Raw genomic sequence first — 17,883 nt, forward strand, 5'->3', positions numbered from 1 at the left:
GAATTTTAATTCAACATTCAAGGCCTGACCCAAGTCGTTTTAACCCAAGTCGTTTTTTTAGCCTGCCTCCAAGAATTACTTCATTTCTGCGATGATAGCCTGCAAGCCCTTCAGCGAAGCTTCGACACTTTGCATTGGTGTCATTCCAGCAGGATAAGATTCTTGTTCTACCACCAGCCATTGAGTGCCGCCTATGGTTTTATTGGCGGTGATTAAAGCTTTCCAGTCCGTGGTGTCTTTACCAATAATAGGATTTTCAGTATTACCGGGCTCAGGTGCTGAGGCCTTGTAGTGAGTGGTGATAGTACGGCCAGGATAAGCTTTGACAAAATCGACCGGATCTTTGCCTGCCACTTCAGTCCAGCCTACATCTTGCTGCAAAATCACTTTGCTGTTGGTGTTTTTACCAATCACATCCCAAGGAGTTTTCCCCATCTCACCCAGCATTTCTGGTTTATGGTTGTGATAACCGACCTGCATGCCATATGGCGTCAGTTTTTCCTGCACAGCAGCTAAATCGGCAGCTACGGCTTTTGCACCTTCCACGGTAAAAGCACGCTGATCCATTGGAATAATTAAATAATGGCAATCTATAGCTTTATAAAAAGCCACAGTAGCTTCAAGTTGCTCCGCGCTAAGCTTTTCAAAAGGTACATGGGCACCTGAAGCTTTTAATCCAAGTTTAGTTAAAAACGCTTTTAAAGCAGCAGGGTCATTGGCGTATTTGCCAAAAAAGCCTGCAAACTCAACACCATCAAAACCCATAGCTGCGAGTTTGGTGAGAGTCCCTTCAAAGTCGGCCTGCATAGCATCTTTCACTGACCATAACTGCACACTCAATTGAGGTGCAGTCTCTACAACCTGCTCTGTGTTGGCATAGCTAAAATCCGATGCTGTGCTGGCTAAAACCAGACTTAGTATCCCTGCAACTTTTGTCAGTTTATTGTTGAAAAAAAGCATACCCCTGTCCTTTTTATTGTCATTGAAAGCGATTTCAGAGTGCTTGATTTTCGCTTATAGATCAATGCTAAATGCGTTAGTTGGCGGTCAATTTTGGCAGTAAATGCTAGCAAGATTAAGTTGGGGCTTTACTCTGTATTGTGATTGCATCCCGCCAAGGCGTTTTGACATAAACAGGCTGGAGGTCTGAGAGCAACAGCGCACTGAATTTAACCGGGCAATCGCAATTTAGGCCAAAGCTTCAGCCAGTCTTTTTGCTGTATCCGCTTTGCAAAAAGTTCAGCTTTTGGGTTTTGTGGATTGAGTTGTACATCAAGACTCCAATTCTGCTCCAGGCCATAGGCCGCACAAAAGCTAAAAGAGTCATCTTGCTCCAGTCTGACGCCAACACAAGTTTGAATTTCAATCCATAGACTTATAGCTTCGGCTGTATTTTGATAAGGGGCATGGCCGTGCATCAGATGCATTCTGGCCTGATTACGCACTTGCCAGGGAACATCAGGCTGCAGTTGATTCAGCCGCATACTGAGCTGTTGCTCAGGCTCCATGGATAGGTCTGAGTCGTCAAAATACACCAGGTCGAGATCGTCTAGTGGCGTAGATGTGGGCACATTGTGCAGATGATCCCAGATGGCGTTGCGCAAAAAACCAGCTGCTACATAGTAGTCCCGCAGCTGCAATTGCCGGGCAGCTTTTAAACAGTCCATCCGAAAAGTATCACGGCGCAATAATTCTGTGGTCAGGGTCTGATAATTCGGCATGGAAAAGCACTAAGCTGTTTTTTTCAAATCATATAACAAACTCTATCTGGCAGCAGATAAAAAAAGCCCCTTGGCAGGGGCTGTCAAAGTCAAACACCCGGGGAGGTGTTATCAGGGATCGACTATCAGTGTGCCGGCGTTAACCACAGCACCTGATAAGGTAAAAGTTGTAATGGACCAGCAGCTAGCTTTTGCGCTGTCAGTTCATCGAACCAGAATTGGCCTGATAAAGAGCTGCAATGCTGCGGATGTTCAGAGAAATTCACTACTGCAACTAAGCGTTTACCGTCCAATTGACGCTGGTATAAAAACAGATGTGGATTATCATCCTGCAGTATTTCTGTAGTGCCTGATCCCAATAATGGCAGCTGCGCTCTGGTGCGGATGAGCTGTTGTAATTGCTGATAAATACGGCCAGACAGCGAGTCCGTGTTACCGGCGAGAGCCAACTGCTTGTCTGTGACTGCGACTCTGTTAACCCAACGGCTGTCGTCTTTTTTCGCAGGGTCCAGCACGTAGCTATAGTCATTTTTTAAACCCAGCTCGTCGCCCATGTATAACAAAGGTAAACCGCCGATACTTAAAATGACTGAATTCAGCAAATAGATCCGATGCAGTGAATGCTCAAGATGTATAGGGTTTGCCTCAAGTTCAGCCTTTTCGGCACCAACCAGAGAGGACAGCATACCAGCAACTCTGCAATCACCTGTTACAGGGTTTTGCTGGAAAGGCACGCCTGCGGCAAAACTACCTTCAAACTGCCCTGTATAAAACTGGTTTAAAAACTGGCGGTGATGATCTGGGTTAATACCCAATTGCCAGGCAATGCTGTCATCAAAAGTCCAACCGATATCATCATGACAACGAATGTAATTAACCCAGCTGCAGTTCGGATCAATAGCAAAGCGTTTTCGCAGGGACTCGGTTAATAATCTAGTATGGCGTGTCGCTAAACTTTCCCAGAGTAGCGCCATTAATAGCGGGTTATACGATAGCTGGCATTCTTCCGGTGCTATGTATTTCACCACTTCATCAGGGTGAACAATGGCTTCAGATTTAAATTGCAAAGCCGGTGCAGCTATACGTGCTACTGAGTTAAAAGCTTTGATTAAAGTATGAGCCTTGGGCAAGTTTTCGCAGTTAGTGCCGGCTTGTTTCCAGACAAAGGCCAGCGCATCTAAACGCAGCACAGAAGCACCCTGATTGGCCAGGAATAACATTTCTTCAGCCATTGCATTAAATACGGCAGGGTTAGCGTAGTTCAGGTCCCATTGAAAACTATTAAAGGTAGTCCAGATCCACAAGCCAGAGGTTTTATCCTGAGTAAAGCAACCGCGGCGAATTTCCGGGAAAATTTCGCGCAAAGTGGGTGCAAATTGATCGCGTTGCTGTTCTGTCAGGAAAAAATAAAACTCGCGATACTCTTTATCTCCAGCTTTAGCCTTTTCTGCCCAGCGATGTTCGTCAGAGGTGTGGTTAAAGACAAAATCCAGCACAGGTTTAATACCTTGCAGGTGTAATTGTTGCATCAGCTCAGCCAACTGCTGCATGGTACCAAGTTGCGGCATGGTGCTGCGGTAATCAGAGACAGCATAACCGCCATCACTGTTGGGCTCTGGAGCTTTGAACAGCGGCATCAGATGCAAGTAGTTAATACCGCTCTGTTTTAAGTATGGGATGCGTTTTTCCAGCCCGTTGAAATCTTTAGCGAATAAATCAACATAACAAGCTGCACCCAAAGCTGTTTCAGCCTTGTGCCAGTCTTGTGATTCTGCATCCTCCTTTCTTAAATAGGCCGGTCGTTGTGCGGAGCTTTTAGCCAACAGTTTTAGCAGCTGTTCGAGATGGTGGTAACAATCGTAGTTATCAGCATATAAATGCAGATAAAGCTCAAGCAAAGCGGGGAGTTGTTGTTCAAGCCGGACTTTAAGCTCTGGCCAACAGTCTTTAGCCACTGCTTTTAAAGATGAGCTTAATCGTTTAAGTATCTTTTGGCTTTCAATAGTCAGCAGCTCTGGGTTCTCCAGGAGCTGGGCTGTGGTTCTTGGCATAGAAATTCTTCCGGTCTTGAGCTGTAATGCTTGTAATAGAACTCCATTTTTAGCATTTTGGCAAGGCTTTTAGCGGTGAAAACTTTAAATTTAGTGTTGAATATTTACACTCGGGCTTTTACTAGCTAAAGTTGATCTGAAACGTTTTAGTTTTGCCTCTTTGTGATGGGGCATCCAACAGGAATAAAGCTGATGAAACCGACTCCGGTATGCTGTTTTGGTGAAGTGTTGATCGACTTTTTGCAGGATAAGACCCAGCCAGGTTTATTTCATCGTTTTGCAGGAGGGGCTCCGGCCAACGTGGCTGTTGCAGTCGCCAAGTTAGGTGGTCAAAGTAAATTTATAGGTATGCTGGGTAAAGATATGTTTGGTGACTTTCTGCAGCAGGAGTTGCAGAGTTATGGCGTCGATTGCAGCGCTGTGCGTCAGACTATGGACGCTAAAACAGCCTTGGCTTTTGTCGCCTTAAATGAGTTCGGTGATCGAAGTTTTTCGTTTTACAGGCCGCCAGCTGCAGATTTACTATACAAAGCAGAACATTGTCCGACTGAACTTTGGCAAGATAAAGGCATTTTGCATTTATGTTCCAATAGCCTGACTGAGCCTGATATAGCTCAAACCAGTTTTGCTCTGGTAAGACTTGCTCAGCAACATGGCTGGCTGGTGTCAGTAGATGCCAATTTACGGCACAATTTGTGGAGTGAAGGGAAAGCCAGCATTGATTTGGTTACTCAACTACTGGAAATGGCTGATCTGGTGAAACTAAGTGAAGATGAATTAACCTATCTGGCTGGAGAGCAAAATGCAGCACAATGGTTACAGCATATTTTAACCTTTCGGCCGTCCTGGCTGGTGGTTACTGCCGGAGCAGATGAAGTGCAAAGTTACAGTAAAACCAGTTCTTTTTCTGTTCCTGTAGCCACTGTCCCTGTGCTGGATACCACAGCGGCTGGCGACGCCTTTGTTGGTGCCTGGTTGTTTCAGGTCGCAGATAAGTTAGCGTCTGGTAGTAGCTTTTCTGATCTGTTGAGTCAAAGTGAACTGCAAAATTCGATTATCACTCAGGCAATCAAAGCAGGCTCCTTAACTTGTCAGAAGTTTGGTGCCTTCACTGCGTTACCTACTGCAGCAGAGTGGTGTTAATGTAGTCGCGCTGCTTATCCCCAGTTCAGTTTGCTGAAGCTGAGCTAACTGGTTATCAGGACACTCAGCTCTACACCGACTAAATAGAAAGGGCTAACGCAAGTTAGCCCTTTTTATTTAGTCGCAGTCATCCTTACTGCTTACCTTAGAGGCCACTGCTTCATGGTGCAAAGGGTCGACGCTAAGACCTTTTACACCTTGATGTCAATATTCTGACCCAGGTTGCCGACAGGAACCGGACTTGGCGACTGCAATGCCGGAGACGATTTTACAGCACTATCAAGCAACTGCATCGTTTGTCTCCCTTCCTGTTTTTGCTGGGTTTTTGCCAGACTGGCACCCAGTAGTTCATAGCTCTGGCTGACTGCAGCTGAGCCTACGGATTGTGTCATAGTCACTCCCATGCCATATTTCCATACATCGTATCGGCAAAAGGATCCCAGACTTTAGATTTTTTTTCAGGATCTGGAAAAAAATGAAGCCGCTCGTTGCAGCGAGCGGCTTCGGTCTTTAGGCGAGCGGAGTGACTTATGTTCCAAATGCCTGAAGTTGCTGAACTCTTTGTAAAAGTTCGTTTATTAACAGCTGATCTGTCAGTGGATCATGGCCGTTGATTGTGAGCGAATACCTGACTCCGGAATAATTGCAGGTAAAGTGCTGGCTTGAGCTGCAGGTTGCAAAGGGCGAATTGGTCTGGTTGGGCTTTTCTTTACTGTGCCTTTGAGCAGAGGCTCAGGTTTCAAATTACTTTGACCTATTTTCGCCGCTAAGCCTTGCTGAATATCGGCTATTGTATATCCTGCTTTGATTTTCATTCGCACATATGGAATACCAGCTGCTTCAAAAGCGCCGCTAACAAACCAGTCTGGCACCGCTTTATGACCGTCTTTGGTGTTATTATTCACTAAATCGACTGCAGCAACTATGCTCATATCAGTTGGATCGCAGAGCACAAAATCCAAGTATTTTGCGTTCAGTTTTACTGAAGCAGCTATACGAGACTTTGCATCAACATTGCTCTTCAATTCCAGAATGTCGGCCATTTTCACTCTGTTCATCACTTTGTACTTACCTTTAACCGCTTGTTCCAGCATGTTCAGGTAAGAACGTTCGACCTGAGTAAAAAGGCTGCTTTTTTTACTGAATGGAAAAGGGTTGCCATGGCTCATAAAACGGCTCGCTAAAAAAGCGGCAACCACAACCAACACTGTTAATACTAAAATTAATACTTCCATTAACGACCTCCGACAAACTTTTGACTCTGCAGTTCTCATTTTTTGACTGCATGGAGGGTTTAGCATAAGGCGTGCCAATAAGTTAGTGTTAATACTCTAATTTGTATAGCTTTGCTGAATGTTTGGCATATTGCCTATTGATGGCTGAAATGGTGGGGTTCGGCTTATAGTGAGATGACTTCCTATTGCTACAGACAAGGATCAATACAATGACAAGCAGCAACACTGCAGGATTAGAGATCAAAGGTCGTTTATCGGCTGAGTTCCAGACTATTTTAACGCCGGAAGCGTGCCGTCTGGTAGTTGAGCTGACTCGCGAGTTTCGAGCGCCATTAAAGCAATTACTGCAGCAGCGCAGCATCGAACAGGCGCTTTATGATTCAGGCGCTTTACCAGATTTTCGTGCTGATACTGCCGACATCCGTGCTGGTGACTGGACAGTTGCTGCTATTCCTGCCGACTTACAGGACAGGAGGGTTGAAATTACTGGCCCTGTCGATCGCAAGATGATCATTAATGCGTTAAACGCTGATGTAAAAGTTTTTATGGCCGACTTTGAAGACTCGCAAGCGCCAAGCTGGGATGGTGTGATTGAAGGCCAGATTAACCTAAGGGACGCCAACCTGGGCACTATCAGCTATAGCGATCCACTGTCAGGTAAGCAATATGCGCTGAGGGACAAACAGGCATTATTGATAGCCCGTGTTCGTGGTTTACATCTGTGGGAAAAGCATTTAGAAGTGGATGGCGAAGCTGTACCCGGTTCGCTGGTTGATTTTGCTTTGTACTTTTTCCATAACTACCAAACCCGTTTAGCCAAGGGGTCTGGTGTTTATTATTACCTGCCGAAGCTGCAAAGCTATAAAGAGGCGGCATGGTGGGATGCAGTATTCCGTTTTACTCAAACGAAGTTTAATCAGCCTGTTGGCACTATCCGCGCTACTGTGCTGATAGAAACTCTGCCAGCTGTGTTTGAAATGGACGAAATCCTGCACGCACTGCGTGAGCATATAGTGGCATTGAACTGTGGCCGTTGGGATTATATTTTCAGTTATATCAAAACTTTAAAGAATCATGCTGACAGAGTCCTACCAGACCGTCAGGTGGTCACTATGGACCAGCCGTTCTTATCAGCATATTCAAAATTGCTGATTAAAACCTGTCATAAACGTGGTGCTTTGGCTATGGGTGGCATGGCGGCCTTTATTCCGGCCAAGGATCCTGTTGCCAATGAAGCGATTTTAACCAAAGTAACAGCGGATAAAGAGCGGGAAGCCAGTAACGGTCATGATGGCACCTGGGTAGCGCATCCGGGTTTAGCAGCTACAGCTAATGGGGTCTTTAATAAATACCTGACGGATGGCAATACCAATCAGCTGCATATCAGCCGTGCTGATGATGCGCCTGTCACAGCCGCCGATTTATTGACACCAAGCGCAGGTGAACGCACCGAAGCAGGTATGCGCATCAATATCCGCGTCGCTTTGCAGTACATAGCGGCCTGGATCAGCGGCAAAGGTTGTGTGCCTATTTATGGTCTGATGGAAGATGCAGCAACGGCGGAAATTTGTCGCACCTCGATTTGGCAGTGGATTAAGCATGGCAAAACTTTGAACAATGGTCAGTTGGTCACGAAAGAACTCTTTGCCGAAATGCTGCAACAAGAAGCTGCTGTGGTACGCACAGAAGTAGGAGAGGAGTTATGGCAACAACAGCAGTTTGAGCGCGCTCAGGCACTGCTTTTGCAAATTACCACAGCCGATCAACTGGTGGATTTCCTGACGCTGCCAGCGTATGAGCTGTTAACGGCTTAATAAAAATGGGGTCAGCTCAGATTAGTTATGAGTAACTAATCTGAGCTGACCTCGTTTTAGTTTTTATAGATGCAACTCGTCTGCCACTTCTGTAATTAAGCGCCGCAGCCAGATATGACTGGCATCCTGATGCAATAACGGGCTCCAGATCATCTTCAGCTCGATAGACGGAATCGGAAAAGGTGGATCCAATACTTTCATGGTTACATCATTCTGATACAAAAGCGCAGCCCGTAAAGGCAAGGTCGCTATCAAATCTGTTTCTACCGCCAAATGCATAGCTACATGATAATTTCGGGTAAAGACACTGATGCTTCGCTGTTTACCGAACTTCGCCAAGGCTTCATCCACCCAGCCAAGCTTCTGCACATCGGCCGGATCCATGCCCACACCTACACCAAAACCAGTTTTACTGACCCAGATATGCTGTGCTTTGAGGTAAGTGTCTAAATTAAAGTTGCCAAGAATAGGGTTTAAGCTATTGACCAGACAAGCAAAACTATCGCGCCATATGGTCTTTTGATGAAAAGACTGTGGCAGCTGATCAAAGCGGTTTATCGCCATATCCACTTTGCCGTTTTCCACATCATGAAAGGTCACGTCTGACGGTGTCATGATATCCAGCGAGGTACCTGGCGCCTGAGCCCGTAGCTTTTTTAATAAAGCTGGAATAAGGGTAGAAGCCGCATAATCGCTGGCCATAATACGAAATACCCTATGGCTGTGTTCTGGCTCAAAATCTTTGTTCGGTTGTAGAGTTTCTTCCAGAGTGAGCAGAATCCCCCGCACTACAGGCGCTAATTCTTTGGCTCGTTCTGTTGGCACCATACCGTCAGAGGTACGGACCAGAATAGGGTCGTTCAGCAAATCCCGCAGTCGTTTTAAGCCATTACTCATGGCTGGCTGAGTGATATTGAGCTGGTTCGCTGCCCGGGTAACGTTTTTCTCCCGCAGTAATACGTCCAGATACACCAACAAATTCAGGTCAATTTTACTGATATTCATTTGTTTCCACTTTTTATAACTGACTAAGTCTCGATTGCATGCTTTATATATTCACACAATGAATGATGAGAATCAAAAAAATCAGCTATATGAATCCTCTTTTTGAAACCTATAGTGAATGTCAACAGAGGCAGTTACCAAATGCCGGCTAAACAACAGACAACAAAACGAGGAAGCATCATGTCAGCTTATCAACAGATCATTAAACAACTGGAACAAAGCTGCAAAGCGCAAGGAACAGGCTGGGCCGCTATCAATGCGGAGTCTGCTGCCCGCATGCAGTTACAAAACCGCTTTAAAACAGGGTTAGAGATTGCGCAGTATACTGCCGACATTATGCGTGAAGACATGGCTGCTTATGACGCCGACAGCAGTCAGTACACTCAGTCTTTAGGCTGTTGGCATGGCTTTATCGGCCAACAAAAACTGATCGCCATCAAAAAACATTTCGGCAGCACTAAACGCAAATACTTGTATTTATCTGGTTGGATGATTGCAGCGCTGCGTTCAGAATTTGGTCCTCAACCTGATCAGTCTATGCATGAAAAAACTGCAGTGCCTGCCTTAATCGAAGAGTTATACACCTTCTTAAAGCAAGCAGATGCCCGTGAATTAGGTGGTTTATTCCGTGAACTGGATGACGCCCGCGCTAAAGACGATCAAGCCAAAGCAGCCGAAGTGCTGGCTAAAATTGACAACTTCGAAACTCATGTAGTGCCTATTATTGCCGACATCGATGCTGGTTTTGGTAATGCCGAAGCAACCTATTTACTGGCGAAAAAGATGATTGAAGCCGGTGCCTGCGCCATTCAGATTGAAAACCAGGTGTCGGATGAAAAACAATGTGGTCACCAGGACGGCAAAGTTACAGTGCCTCATGCTGATTTCTTAGCGAAAATTAATGCAGTGCGTTACGCCTTTTTAGAATTAGGCATAGAGAACGGTATTATCGTTGCCCGCACTGACTCTTTAGGTGCTGGTTTAACCAAACAAATTGCGGTCACCAATGAAGCCGGTGATTTAGGCGATTTATACAATAGTTTCTTAGATGGTGATTACATTCAAAGTGCCTCTGATATTCAAAACGGCGATGTGGTGGTTAAAGCGAACGGTAAGCTGTTAAAACCAAAACGCCTGCAAAGTGGCTTGTTTCAGTTTAAACAAGGCAGCGGTGTCGACCGTGTAGTGCTGGATTGTATTACCTCGCTTCAGCACGGTGCGGATCTGCTGTGGATTGAGACAGAAAAACCTCATGTCGGTCAGATCGCTGAAATGGTCAATCGTATTCGTGAAGTGGTGCCTAATGCTAAGCTGGTTTACAACAATAGCCCGTCATTTAACTGGACGCTGAATTTCCGTCAGCAAGTTTTTGATGCATGGCAAGCTGCGGCTAAAGATGTATCTGCTTATGACAGAGCCAAACTGATGAGTGCCGACTACGACACCACGGAGCTGGCATTAGAAGCCGACAATCGCATACAGACTTTCCAGGCGGATGCTGCCCGTGAAGCAGGTATTTTCCACCACCTGATCACTTTGCCTACTTACCATACGGCTGCCTTGTCGACCGACAATCTGGCGAAAGAGTACTTTGGTGCTGCAGGTATGTTGGGTTATGTGGCTGGCGTACAACGCAAAGAAATTCGTCAGGGTATTGCCTGTGTCAAACACCAGAATATGTCTGGCTCTGACATTGGTGATGATCATAAAGAGTACTTCTCTGGGGAAGCTGCGTTGAAAGCCTCAGGGAAAGACAACACCATGAACCAGTTCTCCTAACCAACTGGTGCATGGCGACTATACCTAAGGTACTGACAGGGCTGAGGGTGGATGTCCCCGACCTAATTGCTGAAAAGAAGAGTGACTCAAAGTAATTGATGTCGCAGTCAACAACGCTGCGGCTTCAAGTACGAAGAGTATTTGATTTACGTGGTCGGGTTATACTGACATTGGCAGCCGCAAGGCTGCCTTTTTTATATGCGCAATAAGGCTTTAGTCTTGTCTTTATTACCTAAATCTGACATTTTCACTACCTCACTAGCTATTTAATTTAAACCAAAGGGAGCTTCATTATGATAAATGCTGTAAAGCATGCAAAACGTAACGCTTTGAAAAATAGTCTAAAAGTTGTAATTGTAGGCTTTCCGTTGGTAGGGGTTTTGGTAGGTACAGCTTTTGGCGTCATGCTGGGTGCTGGTTTTCATCTGGAGCAAAACTTATGGCAGTCACCAGCTGTGTTCTCGCTGGTCGTCGGTACAGCGTTATTACTGGGAGTGACTTGGTATTACGCTAAAAAAATAGAGCAGTTATAATCCAGCTAAGCTCTTCTGTACATAAAAAAGGCAATATGGCTTGGGCCATGAGTCCTGAATCCAGAATCATACAGAGATTATAAGCAACAGATCACCACCTGGATACAGAGCTTTTGCCCTGTCCGTCAGGTTTAAAAAATAACAATGGTTCTGTGCTTTTTGCTGCGGTATCTTGTTATTGCAAAGTAAAGTGTTGAGCAAAACAGCCAGAACTGCGAATTAACGCAGAAGTCTGACCAATAGGCTTGCTTTCTGGCTATTCAGCTATTGATATGGCAAATTAAGCGGCGTATGAAAATTTAAGTTCAGAATAATTATAAGGAAGGGAAATGGAAGGCTTTATTAGTGCGCTAAACAGCATAGTCTGGAGCCCGGCGCTGATTTACCTCTGCCTTGGCGCAGGCTTGTTCTACTCAATACTCACCCGTTTTGCTCAAGTGCGTCATTTCAAAGAAATGTGCAAACTGATGCTCAACAACAACGAATCTGACAAAGGTATCTCGTCATTCCAGGCTCTGGCTGTGTCTTTATCTGGCCGGGTTGGTGTAGGTAATATTGCTGGTGTTGCAGCTGCTATAGGTTTTGGTGGCCCAGGTGCTGTGTTCTGGATGTGGATAGTCGCCTTTTTAGGTGCCAGTACAGCTTATGTGGAATCAACTTTAGGTCAGTTGTACAAAGTTGAAGAAAATGGCCAGTACCGTGGTGGTCCGGCCTATTATTTTGAACGTTGTCTCGGCTGGCGCTGGCTGGGTATCTTGTTTGCTATTTCCGCCATTATCGGCTGCGGTATCTTTTTACCAGGTGTGCAGGCCAATGCGGTAGGTAATGCTATTACTCAGGTTTTTGGTGAAGGCACAGCTGTAGTCACCAGCTTTGGTGAAGTGGGAAGTCATAAGCTAATAGGCCTTGCTTTTATCCTGATTATCCTTGCTTTTATTATCTTCGGTGGCATCAAACGTATTGCTAACTTTACCCAAATTGTGGTGCCTTTTATGGCCCTGGGTTACATCATCCTGGCGCTTATTGTGGTGTTTCTTAATCTGGACAGAGTCCCTGCTATTTTTGGTTTGATCCTCAGTGATGCTTTTACAGCTCAGGCTGGTTTTGGTGCTGCTATCGGCTGGGGGGTAAAACGGGGTATTTATTCTAATGAAGCAGGTCAGGGCACTGGCCCTCATGCAGCTGCAGCAGCAGAAGTTGACCATCCCGCTCAGCAAGGTTTAGTGCAGGCATTTTCCGTCTATGTGGATACTTTATTTGTCTGTACAGCGACAGCTTTAATGATTTTGATGACTGGGCAATACAATGTTCAGACGGAAGATTTTAATGCGGCCACAGGTGCAGGCACTATGATCATGCAGAATATTGATGCATCCACTGTGGTGGCTTCACCTGCGTTTACCCAAATGGCTTTGCATAGTGTATTTGGTCAATTTGGTCAGGTGTTTGCTGGTCTGGCTATTTTCTTCTTCGCTTTTACCACTATTCTGGCCTACTACTACATCACAGAAACCAACGTCGCCTACCTGAATCGCCTATTCAACAATAAACTGCCTAATCTGGTATTTAAGTTGATATTGATGTTTATGGTTGCATACGGCACAGTCAACAGCGCTGGTTATATCTGGAATATTGGCGACTTGGGCGTGGGTATTATGGCCTGGGTGAATGTAGTGGGCATTCTGGTGATCTTCTTTATGTACAAGCCAACGATGCGCTGTCTGCGTGATTATGAAGAGCAGAAAAAGACTGGTGGTCCTGTAACTTTCGATCCCGTGAAGTTGGGCATTAAAAATGCGACTTTCTGGGAGAAACGCCTGGAACAACAGCAAAAAGATCAGAAGTAACAACTGATTATCGTGAAATTAGGAGCCGCAAATGGCTCCTTTTTTTTAAGAGGGAATTGATGGTGATTTGTAAAACCGAGCGTTTAACTTTGCGTGAGCTGCAGCTAAGTGACGCTGAGTTTGTTTTGCGTCTCTATAACGACCCCAGCTTCTTACAGCATATAGGCGATAAAGGTGTTCGTACTGTTGAAGATGCTGAACAGAATGTGCGACAAGGTGCGATCGCCAGTTATGCACAGTATGGCTATGGCATGTGGCTGGTTGAAAATCAGCGGGGCCAGGCCATAGGTTTATGTGGCCTGATTAAACGCGACTTCTTAGCTGAAACAGACCTGGGCTATGCTTATCTGCCTGAGTTTTTTGGTTTAGGTTATGCCTATGAAGCTGCAGTGGCTGTATTGGCTTATGTGGCAGAGCACAGCAGTTTAAAAACACTGGTTGCTATAGTGTCACCCGACAATCTGGCGTCTAAGGCCTTGTTACAGAAACTTGGGTTTGAGCAGGATGGTCAAGTGCTGGTGCCGGATAAAAATGAAATGGTCGATTTTTACCGTATTCAGTTAGATATAAAGCCTGCTACTTCGATAAATTAGAGCTCAAGCTTTTGCCTCTGTGATGAGGCATTGCAGTACAGCGAAGAAGAGGCTAACCCCAGAGTGGGTTGTTTTATTGATTTTTTGACTCAGAAGCTGGTGTTGTAGGAGGCTGTTGCTGCTTCTGCTGTTTTAAATACTCTTGATAAGTTCCGCCCTGACGTTCAAGACATTGAGCTTTAACTTGTGCCGGAAGCTGATTGCACTGAGAACGATGATCCCTTTGCATTCTTTCATACCACCATTCATCTGAGTTCCTGGGGCTGTAAGAACAGGCACTTTGCAACAGAACCAGCAGCAATATGGCAATACGCATAAAGAGTCTCCGTTTCAATAAGTTGATATAGCCAAAGTAACTGGAGTTGCAGCCAGATGACAAGAGCGTGAGACCCCATGAGTACAGTGTCCTATGTGATTGGGGCGAGCGCACGCAGTCAAAAAAGCTGCAGCTTCAAGTACGAAGGTTATAAAAGTATGCATGTCTCAAGGGCTGATTACCAGAGTTTTGTCCCTGAGTGCTCAGGCCACTGCTGTCATTAAAAGTTCATCAAAAAAACTCAAACGCCTGCAACACAACCTTTTATTCTGATGATAAATCAATTCATTGGCGCTCACTGTGCAAACCAAAAGACAACGTTCTCTGTTACCTGAACTGATCCGGCTGGAGGCACTGATCGATACTTTACCTGCAACTATTAAAGCCACAGAACTGGCCCGTTTTCAATCCGGTTTGCATTCATACCCCAGTTACTTGATAGAAATGGCAAGTTTTGACGCCAGCAAACCTACTTTGCTATTGACTGGAGGGGTACATGGTCTGGAGCGTATTGGCTCTGCAGTGCTGATTGCCTTTCTGGAAAGTTTGCTGCAAAGACTGGAGTGGGATCATGGGTTACAGCATCAGCTCAGCCAATTGAATGTTTTATTTTTACCTATGGTGAACCCTGTAGGTATGGCGACTCACAGGCGCAGTAATGGCAATGGTGTGGATTTAATGCGTAATGCACCAGTGCACTGTGAAGATAAAGCGGCGTTTTTAGTGGGGGGGCAGCAATATTCAGCTCGTTTGCCCTGGTTCAGAGGCAATCCGCAGCAACCTGAAGCTGAAAATCAGGTGTTGTTCGAGCTGGTGCGGCAAAAGTTATTTCAAAGCTCTTTTAGCATGGTGCTGGATTGTCACTCTGGGTTTGGCCAGGTCGACAGGATCTGGTTTCCTTATGCCAAAAGCCGTAAACCTCTGCCGCATTTAGCTGAACTCTACCGCTTACGCCAGCTGCTGTTTGACAGCTATCCGCATCAGGCTTATCAGTTTGAACCTCAGTCGCTGCATTATTTATGTCATGGCGATTTATGGGATTATTTGTACGACGAGTCATTGCAGCAAAACACTTTGTTTTTACCTTTAACTCTGGAAATGGGCTCATGGAACTGGGTGCGGAAAAATCCCTTTCAGTTGTTATCCAGTTTAGGTTTGTTTCATCCGGTCAAACCGCACAGGGTAAAACGGGTGTTGCGTACTCATTTAACTTTATTTCATTTTTTAATAGCAGCCACTGCGTCACACCAGCAGTGGCGGCGGGTGATGCATCCACGCATGCTCAGGCAAGAGGCAATGGAGCTATGGTATTGAATCCGGATAAAACCCCGGTACTTTTGATCCGTGGGCTATTACGTGAAAGCCGGCATTGGTTGGATTTCCCGGTTTTGCTCAGTGAGCAGCTGCAACGGCCCGTTTTGACTCTGGATTTGCCGGGTTGTGGTGCTTTACACAAAGAAAAATCGGCTGCCTCCATCCCAGCTTTACGCTCTGCACTGCAACAACAATTTGCAGCGCATTATCCACAATATCAGGGGCAGCAGCTTCATGTGGTGGCTATATCCATGGGCGGCATGCTGGCACTGGACTGGGCGCTTGATGCGCCACAGCAGGTGAAGTCTTTGTCGATGATTAACAGCAGCAGTGCTGGTCTAAGTCCGTTTTGGCACAGGCTGCAGATGCGTAATTACTTGAAAGTATTATTAGCTGTGTTGGCAGGTCCGATACAACGCGAAGAGCTGATCTGGCAAATGACAGTCAGTTCAGCACTGCAGCCTGAGGTGTTAAAACAATGGCAACAGTGGGCTATAGAGCAACCTGTCAGTAGAAGCAATGCATTGCGCCAGCTTTGGGCCGCCAGCCGTTTTCGGGCTGAACGCAAGCCACTTTGTCCGGTATTCATTCTTTCCGGTCTGGCGGATCAACTGGTGTCGCCACTATGCAGCGTAGCTCTGGCCAATCAACTACAAGCGCCTTTATTGACACATCCGACCGCTGGACATGATTTGCCTCTGGATGCGACAGATTGGCTGATAGAGCAGTTAATTTCTCATCTGTCATTCGATCATGAATCTAGATTGCGGTGTTAACTTCATAGATAAGTTAGTTTTTGTACTCTGGATCTAATGAGCACGTCAGTGGTTTGAGCTGGTTTAAACTCAGGGATATACAACTTCTATTAGCCTGCTGTCATGCAGTTTTCCATCTGCCCGGTTTATTCCGCCTAAGGAGGGGGCATAGTCATTATTGATGTTGAGTTTGAAGATAAAACACATAAAGCCAGCATTGACTCATGCACTGAAGTAAGTTGGATTAACACTCGAGATGAAAAAGTAGACTTGGTTTGGTAGTCGGCAGACACAGGCCGAAAAACAAGCTTGGCAGGCTCCTGGTGCAGCGCCTTAGCGCTGCAGAAAGTCAACATGAGGCTGAAGTACTGTACAAGGCAAATCCGTTAGCTGAGTTTTGTCAATTTCTACACAGACCTCTTTTAAATCACCCATGTAACTTTTTGATAGCGCAAGATAAAGTTTGTTGTCCTGCACTACAAAGGCCGCGATGTCGTGATCATAAAACTGCTGCCAAAAGTCAGTAACCAGCACAAAACTGCCTTGGGCGCGATACAAAGTACTGGTTGTTCCTGATGTTGCTCCGGCCATGTTGTTGGTTTCGACAAAATACATAGCTCCATCAAAGGGGTGATAGGCAATGACAGAGTTGGGTTTAGCTGTTGGGCCAAGCCAATAATAGAGCAGACTCATCAAGATAAACCTTGTGACCTTGTGTTTGAACTTTGCTTCTTTGCGTTTTAGCCCTACAAAAAAACAAAGGGAACTCAGTAGTATCACGACTATAGTTTCTAAGCCGCCACCCACAATTTCCCAATAAAAGCTGAGGCCATTCCACAAGAATATCGCCCAGAGGTAAAATGGAAAATACAAAATAAGGTGAGTAACAGCAGCGGAGCTCAGCGCTTTATTCAGATCAGTATTCAATTTCAATAGAGCTCCAGGCAGTGGAAATGATCTGGGAATGTCTTCAATTGTGGCTCTGTCAACAGACGCTACTGTTGTAACGAAGAGTTTGTTTTGAGTTATTAATTTTGTAAATTTGCTTTAATTAAATGCTTCATTTTGGTGCTATTTGAAAATCAGATGCGGTTTTCCCGCTATGTAGTTTTTACGAAAGATAGCAAAATAGGTTGTCAGCTCCTCTGCTGCTTTGCCATCACCAGCCAACTCCAACACAGCAATACCTACTTCAGCAGTACAAAGCTGATGCTCATGAGCGGCTTCGCGTAACTGATACAAGGAACTTTGTTCTGGTTGAATGCCAAGCACAGGAAAACCATCTAAATATGGGCTTTTACTGAACATCTTTTTGGCTTCGCGCCAGGTGCCGTCGAGCATGACAAAAAGCGGAATTTTATCGCCAGTGTCGACTGCGTTGATACAACGTTCAGCCGCCGCGTATTGCTGAGGGAAAACCACTATAGGGGCGTAGCGAGGATTTTTTAGCAAAGCCAGAAGCTCTGGATCAGGTTGGGTTCTGTCCCAGACAAAAGCAAAATTTTCCGGCGCTACATCGGCAATTAAACGCCCTGTATTGGTGGGCTTATAGGCTTCGCCTTTGTACATCACAAAACAAAAGGCACTGCGGCTGGATGGCGTTGGTTTGGCAGCACAAATACAATCCGGCACAGGCAATAAACACAAAGGGCAGCGAATAACCCGGCTACCACGGGCATTAAATACCCTGACCGTTTTTTGTAATTCGCGCTCTCTAAGCGCCATCACTGAATTGATATGAGACACAAACCGGATCCTTTCTTACCGCCAGACACCA

The 17,883-nt window shown here is 45.6% G+C and carries 17 protein-coding genes; 8 read left to right on the forward strand and 9 right to left on the reverse strand.

Annotated features, from left to right (window positions below):
- Positions 1 to 75 precede the first annotated feature (75 nt).
- The 3 genes from EMM73_RS08685 to EMM73_RS08695 form a co-directional block, all read right to left on the reverse strand.
- Complete coding sequence (locus EMM73_RS08685) at positions 76 to 960, reverse strand: sugar phosphate isomerase/epimerase family protein (protein ID WP_127686051.1); 885 nt, start codon at positions 958 to 960, stop codon at positions 76 to 78.
- A gap of 209 nt (positions 961 to 1,169) precedes the next feature.
- Entirely contained in the window at positions 1,170 to 1,721 is a 552-nt protein-coding gene (locus EMM73_RS08690) for a nucleotidyltransferase family protein (RefSeq protein ID WP_222422637.1), read from the reverse strand.
- Between the two features lie 125 nt (positions 1,722 to 1,846).
- Positions 1,847 to 3,772, reverse strand: coding sequence for an amylosucrase (locus EMM73_RS08695; protein ID WP_127686052.1), 1,926 nt, complete (start codon positions 3,770 to 3,772; stop codon positions 1,847 to 1,849).
- 192 nt (positions 3,773 to 3,964) lie between these two features.
- Between EMM73_RS08695 and EMM73_RS08700 the strand changes: the two genes are divergently transcribed.
- Positions 3,965 to 4,915 carry a carbohydrate kinase family protein gene (locus tag EMM73_RS08700; protein ID WP_127686053.1) on the forward strand — a complete coding sequence of 317 codons (951 nt, stop codon included), beginning with the start codon at positions 3,965 to 3,967 and terminating at the stop codon, positions 4,913 to 4,915.
- Positions 4,916 to 5,106: 191 nt separating this feature from the next.
- Here EMM73_RS08700 and EMM73_RS08705 read toward each other — a convergent pair whose 3' ends face one another.
- Both EMM73_RS08705 and EMM73_RS08710 read right to left on the reverse strand, forming a co-directional pair.
- Entirely contained in the window at positions 5,107 to 5,307 is a 201-nt protein-coding gene (locus EMM73_RS08705) for a hypothetical protein (RefSeq protein WP_127686054.1), read from the reverse strand.
- A gap of 201 nt (positions 5,308 to 5,508) precedes the next feature.
- On the reverse strand, positions 5,509 to 6,150 hold the full coding sequence (locus tag EMM73_RS08710; protein WP_127686055.1) for a DUF2726 domain-containing protein: 642 nt from the start codon (positions 6,148 to 6,150) through the stop codon (positions 5,509 to 5,511).
- Between the two features lie 209 nt (positions 6,151 to 6,359).
- Here EMM73_RS08710 and aceB point away from each other — a divergent pair, with 209 nt between their 5' ends.
- Positions 6,360 to 7,964: a malate synthase A gene (gene aceB, locus EMM73_RS08715; RefSeq protein WP_127686056.1), complete on the forward strand. Its 1,605-nt coding sequence runs from the start codon at positions 6,360 to 6,362 to the stop codon at positions 7,962 to 7,964.
- A gap of 63 nt (positions 7,965 to 8,027) precedes the next feature.
- On the opposite strand, the gene EMM73_RS08720 is transcribed toward aceB, so the two are convergent.
- Positions 8,028 to 8,969, reverse strand: a complete 942-nt coding sequence (locus tag EMM73_RS08720; protein WP_127686057.1) for a LysR family transcriptional regulator — start codon at positions 8,967 to 8,969, stop codon at positions 8,028 to 8,030.
- A 180-nt stretch (positions 8,970 to 9,149) separates the two neighbouring features.
- Between EMM73_RS08720 and EMM73_RS08725 the strand changes: the two genes are divergently transcribed.
- The 4 genes from EMM73_RS08725 (at position 9,150) to EMM73_RS08740 (ending at position 13,721) form a co-directional block, all read left to right on the forward strand.
- A complete protein-coding gene (locus EMM73_RS08725) occupies positions 9,150 to 10,748 on the forward strand; it encodes an isocitrate lyase (RefSeq protein ID WP_127686058.1) in 1,599 nt (532 codons plus the stop codon).
- A 293-nt stretch (positions 10,749 to 11,041) separates the two neighbouring features.
- The gene (locus EMM73_RS08730) at positions 11,042 to 11,281 is read left to right on the forward strand and encodes a hypothetical protein (RefSeq protein WP_127686059.1); all 240 of its coding nucleotides are present in this window, start codon (positions 11,042 to 11,044) and stop codon (positions 11,279 to 11,281) included.
- Between the two features lie 329 nt (positions 11,282 to 11,610).
- Complete coding sequence (locus EMM73_RS08735; RefSeq protein ID WP_127686060.1) at positions 11,611 to 13,128, forward strand: alanine/glycine:cation symporter family protein; 1,518 nt, start codon at positions 11,611 to 11,613, stop codon at positions 13,126 to 13,128.
- Between the two features lie 59 nt (positions 13,129 to 13,187).
- Positions 13,188 to 13,721 (forward strand): GNAT family N-acetyltransferase, encoded by a 534-nt coding sequence (locus EMM73_RS08740; RefSeq protein WP_127686061.1) that lies wholly within the window; start codon positions 13,188 to 13,190, stop codon positions 13,719 to 13,721.
- A 73-nt stretch (positions 13,722 to 13,794) separates the two neighbouring features.
- Here EMM73_RS08740 and EMM73_RS08745 read toward each other — a convergent pair whose 3' ends face one another.
- Entirely contained in the window at positions 13,795 to 14,037 is a 243-nt protein-coding gene (locus tag EMM73_RS08745; protein WP_127686062.1) for a hypothetical protein, read from the reverse strand.
- A gap of 300 nt (positions 14,038 to 14,337) precedes the next feature.
- On the opposite strand from EMM73_RS08745, the gene EMM73_RS08750 reads away from it, so the two are divergent.
- A complete protein-coding gene (locus EMM73_RS08750; RefSeq protein ID WP_127686063.1) occupies positions 14,338 to 15,351 on the forward strand; it encodes a DUF2817 domain-containing protein in 1,014 nt (337 codons plus the stop codon).
- Entirely contained in the window at positions 15,342 to 16,127 is a 786-nt protein-coding gene (locus tag EMM73_RS08755; RefSeq protein ID WP_127686064.1) for an alpha/beta fold hydrolase, read from the forward strand. The genes EMM73_RS08750 and EMM73_RS08755 overlap by 10 nt, the downstream gene beginning before the upstream one ends.
- A gap of 312 nt (positions 16,128 to 16,439) precedes the next feature.
- Here the strand turns inward: EMM73_RS08755 and EMM73_RS08760 are convergent, their stop codons facing one another.
- Both EMM73_RS08760 and EMM73_RS08765 read right to left on the reverse strand, forming a co-directional pair.
- Positions 16,440 to 17,039, reverse strand: coding sequence for a hypothetical protein (locus EMM73_RS08760; protein ID WP_127686065.1), 600 nt, complete (start codon positions 17,037 to 17,039; stop codon positions 16,440 to 16,442).
- A 138-nt stretch (positions 17,040 to 17,177) separates the two neighbouring features.
- On the reverse strand, positions 17,178 to 17,852 hold the full coding sequence (locus EMM73_RS08765; RefSeq protein ID WP_261373364.1) for a tRNA-uridine aminocarboxypropyltransferase: 675 nt from the start codon (positions 17,850 to 17,852) through the stop codon (positions 17,178 to 17,180).
- Between the last annotated feature and the right edge of the window lie 31 nt (positions 17,853 to 17,883).

Source organism: Rheinheimera sediminis (genome assembly GCF_004005375.1).
Classification (GTDB): Bacteria; Pseudomonadota; Gammaproteobacteria; order Enterobacterales; family Alteromonadaceae; genus Pararheinheimera.